General features: G+C 38.2%; 12 protein-coding genes. All 12 read left to right on the forward strand.

Annotated features, from left to right (window positions below; all coding sequences use genetic code 11):
- The first annotated feature begins 50 nt into the window (after window positions 1-50).
- The 12 genes from EZ456_RS09405 (at window position 51) to EZ456_RS09460 (ending at window position 12,495) form a co-directional block, all read left to right on the forward strand.
- A complete protein-coding gene (locus EZ456_RS09405) occupies window positions 51-893 on the forward strand; it encodes a sulfurtransferase (RefSeq protein ID WP_131529497.1) in 843 nt (280 codons plus the stop codon).
- Between the two features lie 557 nt (window positions 894-1,450).
- Window positions 1,451-1,981, forward strand: a complete 531-nt coding sequence (locus EZ456_RS09410) for a YceD family protein (RefSeq protein ID WP_116248800.1) — start codon at window positions 1,451-1,453, stop codon at window positions 1,979-1,981.
- A 15-nt stretch (window positions 1,982-1,996) separates the two neighbouring features.
- The gene (rpmF, locus tag EZ456_RS09415; protein ID WP_025143959.1) at window positions 1,997-2,188 is read left to right on the forward strand and encodes a 50S ribosomal protein L32; all 192 of its coding nucleotides are present in this window, start codon (window positions 1,997-1,999) and stop codon (window positions 2,186-2,188) included.
- Window positions 2,189-2,289: 101 nt separating this feature from the next.
- The gene (plsX, locus tag EZ456_RS09420; RefSeq protein WP_131529499.1) at window positions 2,290-3,228 is read left to right on the forward strand and encodes a phosphate acyltransferase PlsX; all 939 of its coding nucleotides are present in this window, start codon (window positions 2,290-2,292) and stop codon (window positions 3,226-3,228) included.
- An 18-nt stretch (window positions 3,229-3,246) separates the two neighbouring features.
- On the forward strand, window positions 3,247-4,245 hold the full coding sequence (locus EZ456_RS09425; protein WP_131529501.1) for a beta-ketoacyl-ACP synthase III: 999 nt from the start codon (window positions 3,247-3,249) through the stop codon (window positions 4,243-4,245).
- Window positions 4,246-4,360: 115 nt separating this feature from the next.
- Complete coding sequence (gene accB, locus EZ456_RS09430; RefSeq protein WP_131529503.1) at window positions 4,361-4,837, forward strand: acetyl-CoA carboxylase biotin carboxyl carrier protein; 477 nt, start codon at window positions 4,361-4,363, stop codon at window positions 4,835-4,837.
- Window positions 4,838-5,054: 217 nt separating this feature from the next.
- Window positions 5,055-6,398, forward strand: coding sequence for an acetyl-CoA carboxylase biotin carboxylase subunit (accC, locus tag EZ456_RS09435; RefSeq protein WP_131529505.1), 1,344 nt, complete (start codon window positions 5,055-5,057; stop codon window positions 6,396-6,398).
- Window positions 6,399-6,622: 224 nt separating this feature from the next.
- Window positions 6,623-7,810 (forward strand): LVIVD repeat-containing protein, encoded by a 1,188-nt coding sequence (locus EZ456_RS09440; protein WP_131529507.1) that lies wholly within the window; start codon window positions 6,623-6,625, stop codon window positions 7,808-7,810.
- A 119-nt stretch (window positions 7,811-7,929) separates the two neighbouring features.
- Window positions 7,930-8,811: a twin-arginine translocase subunit TatC gene (tatC, locus tag EZ456_RS09445; protein WP_131529509.1), complete on the forward strand. Its 882-nt coding sequence runs from the start codon at window positions 7,930-7,932 to the stop codon at window positions 8,809-8,811.
- A gap of 45 nt (window positions 8,812-8,856) precedes the next feature.
- Window positions 8,857-9,294, forward strand: a complete 438-nt coding sequence (rpiB, locus tag EZ456_RS09450; RefSeq protein ID WP_131529511.1) for a ribose 5-phosphate isomerase B — start codon at window positions 8,857-8,859, stop codon at window positions 9,292-9,294.
- A 27-nt stretch (window positions 9,295-9,321) separates the two neighbouring features.
- On the forward strand, window positions 9,322-10,956 hold the full coding sequence (locus EZ456_RS09455; protein ID WP_131529513.1) for a M28 family peptidase: 1,635 nt from the start codon (window positions 9,322-9,324) through the stop codon (window positions 10,954-10,956).
- Between the two features lie 153 nt (window positions 10,957-11,109).
- Entirely contained in the window at window positions 11,110-12,495 is a 1,386-nt protein-coding gene (locus EZ456_RS09460; RefSeq protein WP_131529515.1) for a LutB/LldF family L-lactate oxidation iron-sulfur protein, read from the forward strand.
- Window positions 12,496-12,498: the final 3 nt, after the last annotated feature.

Below are 12,498 nucleotides of genomic sequence, written 5' to 3' on the forward strand. Positions count from 1 at the left end.
GCTTGACAACAAATTATTAATTGATAATTCTAAATAAATACAATTACAAAATGAGTATCAATATCTCCCCAATTATAAAACCAGCAGAATTAACTTGGTTAAATCAAGACGATGAAATTGTAATTATCGATGCGAGCGCTGGCTCAAAAGCCAGGTATGATGAGCAGCATTTAGCAGATGCACTTTTCGCAGATGTAAACCAGGATTTAGCCAATATTGTAGATTTTGCAGTAGGTGGGAGACATCCTTTGCCTACTTTCGAGCAATTTTCGACCGTTTTACAGAAATTCGGTATCACAAAAAATAGCCATGTAATTGTTTACGATGATAAAAATGGTGGCAATGCTGCAGCGAGGCTTTGGTGGATGCTAAAGGCTATCGGCCATGAAAAAGTACAGGTTATAGATGGTGGTTTTCAAGCAGCTGTTAAAGCGGGGTTTCCAACTACAGATAAATTGGAGATTCCAAAGTCTGTTGCTCCATACGACATCAAAGCATGGAACTTACCCTTATCTGATATCAACGAGGTAGAAAGAGTGTCCAAAACCGACGATTACATTGTGATTGATGTACGTGATGCAAACCGATTTGCAGGCCTCACCGAACCTATTGATTTAATTGCAGGGCATATCCCAGGTGCGGCAAATATTCCCTATACCGAGAATTTAGATGCTGCAGGTGCTTTCCTGGCCCCCGAAATATTGAAAGAAAAATATACTGAAGCTTTGGCACACGTTAAACCCGAAAACGTAATTGTGCACTGTGGCTCGGGCATTACCGCTTGCCATACGCTTCTGGCGATGGATTATGCAGGTTTACCTATCCCTAAGCTTTATGTAGGCTCGTGGAGCGAATGGAGCAGAAACAATAAGGAAATGGTACTGGCTAACTAGTTACCTTACAGGCAAAAGGTTTTGGAGATGTAAAAATTGCAAACTGCTAATTTAGATTAATTTGGGCGTTACCCAAGCTGCGCAAGGGCCGGGCTTTTCAGGGCTGCGCTTCGCTCCGGTACCGATGAAAATCGGCACTAAACCCTTTCAATCCCTAACGCAGATGCACCTAATAAAGATACCATAAACTTATAGACCTCGCAGGTTTTTAAAACCTGCGAGGTCTATATTGGATTGAGTCTTTAAGCCCAAGAACTTCAGTCTTGTGTTAAATAAACCTGATAAAGCGTAAAGCCCACATCCCGATTTTTCATCGGGAGAGGACTTGAAGCGATAGCAGGACTGTTACAACCAAAATGTACAGAACCCTACATTTCCAAAAAAGAATCCTTCATATTTTTAATTAAATCTTAAAAAAGTTTCAAAAATCTCCGAGAGCTCACTGTATTTTAGCAAACAATCTGAAAACCTGCTGAGTTAACATCAACAATTTTTAAAAAACATTTTTAATCTAATTATTTTATCCCTACATTTGCAGGCTAAAATTTTACAGTACTTTGAACCCACTAAAACAATTTTCATTACCGTTTACCGGATTAAAATTGGGAACCCATCAGTTTGATTATGAGCTTGATGACGCCTTTTTTAATGCATTTGAATATTCGTTAATTAAAAGTGGGAATTTAAAAGTAGACCTGGAACTTGAGAAACAAGAGACCATGATGCTTCTAAAATTCAAAGTTATTGGTACAGTTAATTTAGATTGCGATAAATGTTTATCTGAGTTTTCATTACCGGTAAATCTTTACGAAAGACAGATCGTAAAATTTGCAGAGGCCGAAATGGAAAGCGATGATGAAGAAATTATCTCGCTAAGCCGTAAAGATACCGAGATTGATATATCGGGTCCTTTATACGAAATGATTAACGTAGCGGTACCTTATATCAAAAACTGCGAGCAGGCAGGTAAAGATTGTGATCAGGAAATGATTGATCGTTTAAATCAATTATCCATCCAGAAGCAGGCTGAAGAAAATGAACAAACAAGCGACCCACGTTGGGAAGCCCTTAATAAGTTAAAAAAATAATTAGATTATACACCAATGGCACATCCAAAACGGAAAATCTCGAAACAGAGAAAAAATAAAAGAAGAACACACTATAAAGCTGTTACTCCTTCTTTAGCAACATGCTCGGCAACAGGTGCTATTCACGTACCTCACCGTGCTTACAACGTTGATGGTAACTTATACTACAACGGCAAACTGGTTATCGAAAATACTCAGATTGGGTAATTTTCTTAAAAAATTGTTTGTGTTTTCAGCGGCTTTAGTCATACCTTAGTCAACTGAAAAATTCAGGATTACACCTGACTTAACACAAACAGATTTTTTCTATGAAAATAGGCCTCGACATAATGGGCGGAGACTATGCTCCCAAAGCAATTGTTTTGGGAGCAATAGCTGCTCATCAATCGCTTAACGCTGGAGAGCATTTAGTTCTTATTGGCGATACCGAACAGATTAAACCCATTCTTGCAGAAGAAGGTTTTAATCCAGATCATTTTGAATACGTTCATACTGATGAAGTAATTGGTATGGGCGAACATCCCACCAAAGCAATCGTTCAGAAACCAAATTCGAGCATAGCAGTTGGTTTTAACCTTTTAAAAGAAGGCAAAATCGATTCTTTCGCAAGTGCTGGTAACTCTGGAGCCATGTTGGTTGGCGCAGTTTTTAGCGTTAAAACCATTCCGGGCATTATCCGCCCATGTTTATGTACAATTCTTCCGAAAATTAAAGGCGGCACAGGCTTACTGTTAGATGTAGGTGCAAATGCAGACTGCAAACCCGATATTTTATTACAATTTGGCGTTTTAGGCAGCTTATATGCAGAAAATCTTTTGCAGATAAACGATCCGAAAGTTGCCCTCATTAATATCGGTGAAGAAGATGAGAAAGGAAATATGTTAAGCATGGCTACTTTCCCGTTAATGAAAGAAACCAACCTATTCAACTTTGTTGGGAATGTGGAAGGAAGAGATTTATTTAACGATAAAGCTGATGTAATTGTATGTGATGGTTTTACCGGAAATATAATGCTAAAATTAGCAGAATCTTTTTATGTACTGACCATCAAAAAGGGACTTAAAGATGAGTTCTTCGATCGTTTTAATTATGAACAATATGGTGGAAGTCCGGTTTTAGGTGTTAATGCTCCCGTTGTTATCGGACATGGAATTTCTAGTCCGTTAGCTGTTAAAAATATGGTTCTACAATCAAGAGAAATGATTACCACTGGATTGGTAGAAAAAATTAGAATTGCATTTAAATAATTTATTAAAATTCTTAAAATGAGTAAAATTCACGCTGCTATTACGGCAGTAAATGGTTACGTTCCCGACTATGTGCTTACAAATGCAGAGTTAGAAACCATGGTTGATACTTCGGATGAATGGATTACCAGCAGAACGGGAATTAAAGAACGTAGAATTTTAAAGGGAGAAGGTTTAGGCACTTCCGATTTGGCTGTTCATGCGGTAAACGGTCTACTTAAAAAGAGAGGAATTGATGCAAAAGAAATTGAACTGATTATCTTTTGCACCACTACTCCTGATTTTACTTTCCCTGCAACAGCAAACGTTTTAGCTGATAAAATCGGCGCTACAAATGCATGGGGCTACGATCTACAGGCAGCTTGTTCTGGCTTTATTTTCGGGCTTGCTACCGGTGCTTCATTTATCGAATCGGGGAGACACAAAAAAGTTTTAGTGGTTGGTGGCGATAAAATGTCGTCAATTATCAATTATGAAGACCGTACAACCTGTATCATTTTTGGTGATGGTTGTGGTTGTGCTTTATTAGAGCCAAACGAAGAAGGCTTGGGCATTCAAGATTCTATTTTAAGAACTGATGGTGCAGGAAGAAATTTCTTAGGGATGAAAGCGGGTGGTTCGGTGATGCCGGCAACCCACGAAACTGTTGATGCAAGATTACATTTTGCACACCAGGAAGGCCCAACAGTATTTAAATTTGCGGTAACTAATATGGCCGATGTTGCTGCTGAAATTATGGAACGTAACGGCTTAACTGCCGATGATGTTGCATGGTTAGTGCCTCACCAAGCCAACAAACGTATTATCGATGCCACTGCAAACCGTATGGGCGTTACAACCGATAAGGTAATGATCAACATCGAGCGTTACGGAAACACAACCAACGGAACTATTCCTTTATGTTTATGGGAATGGGAAAGCAGATTAAAAAAAGGCGATAACATCGTTTTAGCTGCATTCGGTGGTGGTTTCACCTGGGGTTCGATTTACCTTAAATGGGCTTACGATTCAAATTAGTCGGAAGTCTTTAGTCGGGAGTCAGAAGTCGTATACTGCATAAAAAAAATAAAACAAAAAAAGTATAACTTAGTTAATTCAATAAACACTATTTTTTACATAACTAGCCTAAAAAATGGATATCAAACAAATACAGGAACTGATTAAATTTGTTTCTCGTTCTGGAGTAAATGAAGTTGCAATTGAGCAAGAAAACTTCAAAATCACGATCAAAACAAACCAAGCACCAACAGTTGTGCATGCTACCGTACCACAGGCTCCGCTTGTACAGGCTGCTGCCCCTGTTGCCACAGCTCCTACTGCTCCAAATGCAGCAACACCTGCTGTACCAGCTGCAGAAGACACCTCAAAGTACATTACCGTAAAATCGCCAATGATTGGTACATTCTACCGTTCAGCTAGTCCAGACAAACCAATGTTTGTTAATGTTGGTGATGAAATTAGCACAGGTAAAGTAGTTTGTATAATCGAGGCAATGAAACTTTTCAACGAGATTGAAAGTGAAGTTTCTGGCCGTATCGTTAAAATTTTGGTTGATAATGCATCACCAGTAGAATACGACCAACCGTTATTTTTAGTAGAACCTATTTAGTAAAATACACCACATTTACTCCTCGGTTTCGTGTCTTCACGAACCGAAAATAGTAAATTGTTATCTTCAGTATTGTATTTTAACAAACTGAATAAAATATAAATGGTTCGTGGCGACACGAACCATGGCATTTAATTTAAAATTTGAATATATCGGCTTGTAGTTCGCGGATAATCTGTGTAATCACATCATCGGTGTAATCATCAATTAAAAAATTATGTTTAAAAAAATACTAATTGCCAACAGGGGTGAAATCGCTTTGCGTATTATCCGTACCTGTAAGGAAATGGGCATCAAAACGGTTGCTGTTTACTCTACCGCAGATCGCGAAAGTTTACACGTACGTTTTGCTGATGAGGCTGTTTGTATTGGCCCCCCGCCTAGTAAAGATTCTTATTTAAATATTCCAAATATTATCTCAGCTGCAGAATTAACTAATGCCGATGCCATACACCCAGGTTATGGTTTCTTATCAGAAAATGCTAAATTTTCTAACATCTGCCGCGAGTATAACATCAAATTTATTGGTGCAACTCCAGAGCAGATTAACGGCATGGGTGATAAAGCCTCTGCAAAAGAAACCATGAAAATTGCAGGTGTACCAACAATCCCAGGATCAGAAGGTTTGCTTAGCAGCGTTAAAGAAGGTATTGGGATCGCAAACGAAATGGGCTACCCTGTAATTCTAAAAGCAACTGCCGGTGGTGGTGGCCGTGGTATGCGTGTGGTTTGGAAAGACGAAGATTTTGAAAATGCATGGGATAGTGCCCGTCAGGAATCTGGTGCAGCCTTTGGTAACGATGGTTTATATTTAGAGAAATACATCGAAGATCCACGTCACATCGAAATCCAGATTATTGGAGATCAGTTTGGCAAAGCCTGTCACTTATCAGAGCGCGATTGTTCAATTCAACGCCGTCACCAGAAATTGGTAGAGGAATCTCCTTCTCCATTTATGACTGATGAATTGCGTGTAAGAATGGGTGAGGCAGCTATTAAAGGTGCAATGGCTGTAAATTATGAAGGTGCAGGTACTATCGAATTTTTGGTTGATAAACACCGTAACTTCTATTTTATGGAGATGAATACGCGTATTCAGGTAGAGCATCCGGTTACTGAAGAGGTAATCAACTTCGATTTAATTAAAGAACAGATTAAAGTTGCCGCTGGAATTCCAATTTCGGGTAAAAACTACTTCCCAGATATGCACGCAATCGAATGCCGTATCAACGCCGAAGATCCAGCAAACAACTTCCGCCCTTCACCTGGAAGAATTACCAATTTCCACTCACCAGGTGGTCATGGTGTTCGTGTTGATACACACGTTTATGCTGGCTATTCAATTCCTTCTAACTACGATTCGATGATTGCTAAATTAATCTGCGTTGCGCAAACACGCGAAGAGGCAATTTGTACCATGGAACGTGCATTAGGTGAATTTGTAATTGAAGGTGTGAAAACAACCATTCCCTTCCATCTTCAGTTAATGAAAGATCCAAACTTTAGAGCAGGAAATTTCACTACGAAATTTATGGAAACGTTTGAGTTTTCGGAAGGATAAAGGCGATTTCTACAATCAAAAATACAAAGAGGCTATTCAATTTACTTGGATAGCCTCTTTTGTTTTTCAGATAGACTGGATTGTTTCTCCGTTAAATATTTTTAATTAACGTTCTTTTCAAAAGGATTGCTAATTTTAGTTATCTAAACAAAATCTAACAATTAACAATCTATCTTGTAGCATTTTACATCTGGCATACGTTTCTATAATAAAACCCTCGAATTATGAAAAAAAATCTAATTAACGCAGTACTCTTCCTACTTGTTTTTGCAGTATTTACGAATTGTAAAAAAGATGAGTATGAAATAATACAGATCGTAAAAATGATTTCTGTTGAACAGATGAGAGCTTTGCCGGTAGGGATGACTAAAGCTGTTCAAGCAAAAAAAACCGGAAAAATTTACATTTACAACGATTATCTCTTCATTAACGAACCCAATGAAGGCATTCATATTTATAATAATGTTAATCCGAGTGCTCCCGTAAACGTGGGTTTTCTACAAATTCCAGGAAACGTAGATTTAGCGATCCACAACAATATCCTTTACGCCGACAATTTTATTGATTTACTGGCTTTTGATATCTCAAACATGAGCAGCATCAAACAAGTTAAGAGAGTAACTGATGTTTTCAATCAGTTTTATTTGCCAGGCGCTCAAAAGTATCTTTACATCTATAAAGATACCCTGGTAAAGAAACAAACTTACAAAGGGGTAATTAACGATCTCGCTTACAGCGGCAACTCTTCTTCGGGACAAGGTGGCTCGATGGCCAGATTTACTTTAATGAATGACTATTTATATACAGTTGGTGTAAATAACCTAAGTCTGTTCGATGTTAAAACCGCATCAAACCCAACTTTTCTGAAAGCCATTAATTTAGGTTGGGGTGTCGAAACCATCTTTCCTTACGAAAGCAAATTATTTATAGGTACCAATAGAGGCATGCATATTTTTAGTGCTACCGATCCGGCCAATCCTGTACAACTATCTACTTATAGCCATATTTTTGCCTGCGACCCCGTAGTTGTACAAGGGAAGTATGCTTATGTTACTTTACGTACAGGCAATATGTGCAGGCAGGCAAGCAATCAATTGGAAATTGTAGATATAGAAGATCCAACCAAGCCGAAACAGCTTGCGGTTTACCCCATGCAAAACCCACATGGCCTAAGTACTAGTGGTGATCATTTATTTCTCTGCGAAGGCAATTATGGAATAAAGAGCTTCAATATTGCTAATAAAACCAAAATAGGCGACAACATGTTGCAGCATTTAAGCAATATTAAAAGTTTTGATGTTATTGCCGGACCTAAATCTTTAATCGTTACAGGAGAAGATGGCGTATATCAGTTTAACTACAGCGATGCTGCACATTTAAAACAATTGAGTGTAATTAAGGTGCAACTTTAACATTGCAGTTATAGCGGTGTTCTATTTTTGCAGTCATTTCTCATAATAATATAAACTATTTCTATATTTAACACGTAAATACCATTCTATTCAAATAGAATGGTATTTTTGTTTTCAACATGAGCGACACTAAAAAAACTTCACTTACAAAAGCTATCGGGCAAAAGAGCACCACCTTAGAGGCAGAAATGTCTTTCTTCGATCACCTGGATGTTCTCCGTAAACATTTAATCAGAGCCGTAATTGCCATTGCCGTTTTTACGGGTATCGCTTTTTACTTCAATGAATTCATTTTAGATAAAATCATATTTGGTCCAAAAAAGCCCGATTTCTGGACCTACAGGATGATGTGCAAACTGGTAGAAAAATTTCCATCGCTTGGTGCAGATATGTGTATCACCAAAATTAATGGAGAGATTATTAACACCGAAATGGCAGGTCAGTTTAACCTGCAATTAAATGTTTGCGTAATGTGTGGCATCGTAGTTGGTTTCCCTTATTTATTATGGGAAGTCTGGCGTTTTATTAAACCCGCACTACATGAAAATGAACGTAAATCGGCCAGTGGTTTTGTATTCTTCGCTTCGGTACTTTTCATTATCGGTATCTTTTTTGGCTATTTTATAGTTTGTCCGTTATCAGTTAACTTTTTAACAGGTTACACCGTTAGTGCCGAAATCAAAAATACATTTACCGTCGATTCGTATTTATCATCAGTTGCAACCTTAACTTTAGGTACCGGAATTATTTTCGAGCTTCCTGTTATTATTTTTATCCTATCAAAATTAGGTTTAATGACACCGAAATTAATGAGATCGAGCAGAAGATATGCAGCCGTAATTATCTTGATTATTGCCGCCATCGTTACGCCAACACCTGATATTATGACGATGCTAATTGTAGCTACGCCATTGTTCCTACTTTATGAGCTTAGTATTTTTGTTTCGGCCTACATTGAAAAGAAGAAGAAAAAAACCGATGCTGCCTTCTATGCTAACTAACAAAAACATTACGAATAGATTTTATAATTCTCTATAAATTTGACAATGTCTGATACAAAAATTAAAATTGCTATTGGAGCGGATCACGCTGGGTTTGAATACAAAGAAATATTAAAAGATTTTTTACAAGATTACGAGGTAAAAGATTTTGGTACTTACTCAGAAAATTCTGTTGATTATCCAGATTTTGCTCATCCGGTTGCTGCTGCTGTAGAAAATGGAGAATTTACTTACGGAATTTTACTTTGTGGATCGGCAAACGGTGTAGCCATCACCGCTAACAAACATCAGCATATCAGAGCAGGTTTATGCTGGGAAAATGAAGTAGCGTCTTTAGTGCGCAAGCACAATGATGCAAATGTTTTATGCATTCCAGCAAGATTTGTTTCAGAAGAACTGGCTAAAGAAATTACCACTACCTTTTTAACTACTGTATTTGAAGGTGGTCGCCATCAGAACAGGGTTGAAAAAATTTCGTGCTAACAAGAAACTCAACTAACTATTATCATAATGAACAAAAAGTTTTTAACTCTTGGTTTGGCGTCGCTCGTATCAGCGAGTTGCTTTAGCCAGATTAAGCCCCTTACGCCAAATAAGGATGCAATAAAATTCAGTAAGGCGATTAATCCAGAAAATGCATACAAACACCTTTCTGTTTTGGCATCTGATGCATATGAAGGTCGCGAAACAGGAACAAAAGGTGCCTGGATGGCTGCTGATTATATCCGCGATTATTTCAAGTCTTTAGGCTTGAAAGCCCCTGTTAATGGCAGTTATTTTCAAAAAATTGATCTGGTTAATGTTACCTTAAAAGAAAGTCAGGTAACAGTAAATGGTCAGCCTAAAGAATACCAGAAAGATTATTTAGTATCTCCTAGCTTAATCAGCGATCAAGGTTTTACTTTTTCAACCAATGAACTGGTATTTGTGGGTTATGGAATAAAAAAAGATAGCTACAACGACTTCGCTGGCACTGATATTAAAGAAAAAGTAGTGATCATGTTTAATGGTGGAGATCCAACCGTTAAACCGGGCACAAGAATTGACAGGGCAGCTTACCGTGCAACACTTGATGCAAGGGCAAAATATTTTGCAGAAAATAATGTTAAAGCCATTCTCCTGATCGATCCAGCTGTTGATAGAATAACTGAAAACACCAAACAGACCCTAAAAAATGGAAGGGTAATGGTTAAAACCAATGCTGCTATAGAGGCCCAAAAACAAAACGATATTCCTCGTATTTCGGTATCTGTCGCTTTAGCAAACGATTTGTTAAAAGCATCGAACACTACTGTGGCCGATCTGCAAAAGAAAATAGTAGATAGTCAAGCGCCTGCCTCACAAGTATTAAACGTACCTTTCTCAGCTAGTGCTGCTAAAACAGAAACACCAGTTAGATGCGAAAATGTGCTGGGTTACTTAGAAGGTTCGGATCCAGTACTTAAAAAAGAAGTATTAATTTTAACCGGCCATTACGATCACATCGGACTGGAAACAGATCCAAATGCAAAAGACAAAGTGAACAATGGAGCGGATGATGATGGATCAGGAACTACCGGCGTTTTATTAATGGCAAAAGCATTTACAGATGCTAAAAAAGCCGGAAAAGGTTCTAAACGCAGTATCCTATTCATGACTGTAGTTGGGGAAGAAAAAGGACTTTGGGGCTCTGAATGGTATTCTGAGCATCCTGTTTTCCCTGTTGAAAATACCATTGCTGATTTAAATACCGACATGATTGGCCGTACCGGCGAAGAATATCTAGGCACGCCAGATTCGGCAAATTATATCTACTCTGTAGGTTCAAGGATGTTGAGTAGCGATTTAGCGAATTTAAGCGAGCAAGTTAATGCAACCTATACCAAAATGAAGTTGGATTATAAGTACGACGATCCAAAAGATCCTGAGCAGATCTATTACCGCTCAGATCACTATAACTTCGCAAAGTTGGGTATTCCGATTATCTTCTATTACGATGGAATGTTACAGCAAGACTACCACAAACCTGGTGATGAAGTAAGCAAAATCAACTTCCCACTTTTGGCCAAAAGAGCAAAACTGACCTACTTTACCGCATGGGAATTAGCCAACAGAGCCAAACGTCCGGCAGTAGATATGGACGGAAAAGGCAATCCAAAGAAATAATAAAGTCAAAATATCGAGTCCCGATTTTACATCGGGACTTTTTTATGCACAATACTTTTCGCACCTGCATAAATTCCTATCTTTGAATTTATAACGAAGTGGCTAAAAACTAAAATCAGTTAATATTCGTTACCCTATTACAAAATAAAATTGATGAATATTGCCGAGGAATTTTTAGAGAAATCTGACGAGAAAGCTTTCGATCTACCGCATCGTAAAACCATAAATTATAATATTGGCAAATACAATGCGGCTGTTGAACGCGGTTTATCAAAATTCGAAAATTTAGAGGCATCAAAGAAAAAAGCACATGTAATCAAATGGCGTGTGATGGAAAATCTTGATAAATTCTTACCTGAGTTTGAATCGAATTTCCAACGCCGTGGCGGCAAGGTGATCTGGGCCAATAATGCCGAAGAAGCCCAACAGGAAATCCTTAACATCATCAAAAGAAACAACGGTAAAACGGTTATCAAATCAAAATCGATGACCACCGAGGAAATCCATTTAAACGATTTCCTGGAAAAAAACAATATCGAATCTTTAGAAAGCGATCTGGGCGAATATATCGTTCAATTGCTTGGTCAGGCACCATATCATATTGTCACCCCAGCCATGCACTTAAGTGCAACAGACATCGCACAGCTATTCCACGATAAATTTGGCACGCCTATAGATGCTACTCCTCCGCAGCTGGTACAAAAAGCAAGAGAATTGCTACGCGATAAATACCTTACCGCTGATATTGGCATTAGTGGTGGAAATTTTTTAATTGCCGATACCGGAAGTATTGCCCTAACTGAAAATGAAGGTAATGCACGTTTAAGTACAACTTTCCCTAAAATTCATATCGCTATTGTCGGTATTGAAAAAGTGATCCCATCTATTGCTGATCTGGATTTATTCTGGCCTTTATTGGCATCACATGGAACCGGGCAGAACTTAACTGTTTACAACACTATTTTAAGTGGTCCACGCCAATCTAATGAAACCGATGGACCAGAAGAAATGTATGTGATTTTGTTGGATAATGGCCGCACCAATTTATTAGCACAAAAAGATCAGAGACAGGGCCTGTACTGCATCCGTTGTGGTGCGTGTTTAAATGCTTGCCCAGTTTATAAAAATATCGGTGGCCATACTTATAATACAACCTATAGTGGCCCAATCGGATCAGTTATTACTCCGCATTTAAAGGGCATGGAAGAGTTTAAACATTTAAGCTATGCCTCGAGCCTTTGTGGCAAATGTTCGGAAGTGTGCCCGGTAAAAATCGATATTCACAAAATGCTTTTACTTAACCGTAGAGATGCTGCTGCAGGGCATGAAAATGGCAAAAAAGAAGAAATCGGGTGGAGCATGTTCAACAGAATGATGCAAAAACGCAAATGGATGGATTTCTTTGGTGGAAAGTTTAAAAACTTTATGCTCAAAACATTCTTCAAAAAGAGCTGGGGCAAATACCGGGAGATGCCTAAAGTTGCCGATAAATCTTTTGCTAAACAATGGGAAGAATTGAAAAAAAGTAAAGAGTCTTAAGTT

Source organism: Pedobacter psychrodurus (genome assembly GCF_004331735.1).
Classification (GTDB): Bacteria; Bacteroidota; Bacteroidia; order Sphingobacteriales; family Sphingobacteriaceae; genus Pedobacter; species Pedobacter psychrodurus.

What these genes read in the sequence shown, in the direction of transcription:
- EZ456_RS09405 (WP_131529497.1), top strand. Translation starts at nt 51, where the DNA reads ATGAGTATCAATATCTCCCCAATTATAAAACCAGCAGAATTAACTTGG.
- plsX (WP_131529499.1), top strand. Translation starts at nt 2,290, where the DNA reads ATGAAAATAGGCCTCGACATAATGGGCGGAGACTATGCTCCCAAAGCA.
- tatC (WP_131529509.1), top strand. Translation starts at nt 7,930, where the DNA reads ATGAGCGACACTAAAAAAACTTCACTTACAAAAGCTATCGGGCAAAAG.
- accC (WP_131529505.1), top strand. Translation starts at nt 5,055, where the DNA reads ATGTTTAAAAAAATACTAATTGCCAACAGGGGTGAAATCGCTTTGCGT.
- EZ456_RS09425 (WP_131529501.1), top strand. Translation starts at nt 3,247, where the DNA reads ATGAGTAAAATTCACGCTGCTATTACGGCAGTAAATGGTTACGTTCCC.
- rpiB (WP_131529511.1), top strand. Translation starts at nt 8,857, where the DNA reads ATGTCTGATACAAAAATTAAAATTGCTATTGGAGCGGATCACGCTGGG.
- EZ456_RS09455 (WP_131529513.1), top strand. Translation starts at nt 9,322, where the DNA reads ATGAACAAAAAGTTTTTAACTCTTGGTTTGGCGTCGCTCGTATCAGCG.
- rpmF (WP_025143959.1), top strand. Translation starts at nt 1,997, where the DNA reads ATGGCACATCCAAAACGGAAAATCTCGAAACAGAGAAAAAATAAAAGA.
- EZ456_RS09460 (WP_131529515.1), top strand. Translation starts at nt 11,110, where the DNA reads ATGAATATTGCCGAGGAATTTTTAGAGAAATCTGACGAGAAAGCTTTC.
- EZ456_RS09440 (WP_131529507.1), top strand. Translation starts at nt 6,623, where the DNA reads ATGAAAAAAAATCTAATTAACGCAGTACTCTTCCTACTTGTTTTTGCA.
- accB (WP_131529503.1), top strand. Translation starts at nt 4,361, where the DNA reads ATGGATATCAAACAAATACAGGAACTGATTAAATTTGTTTCTCGTTCT.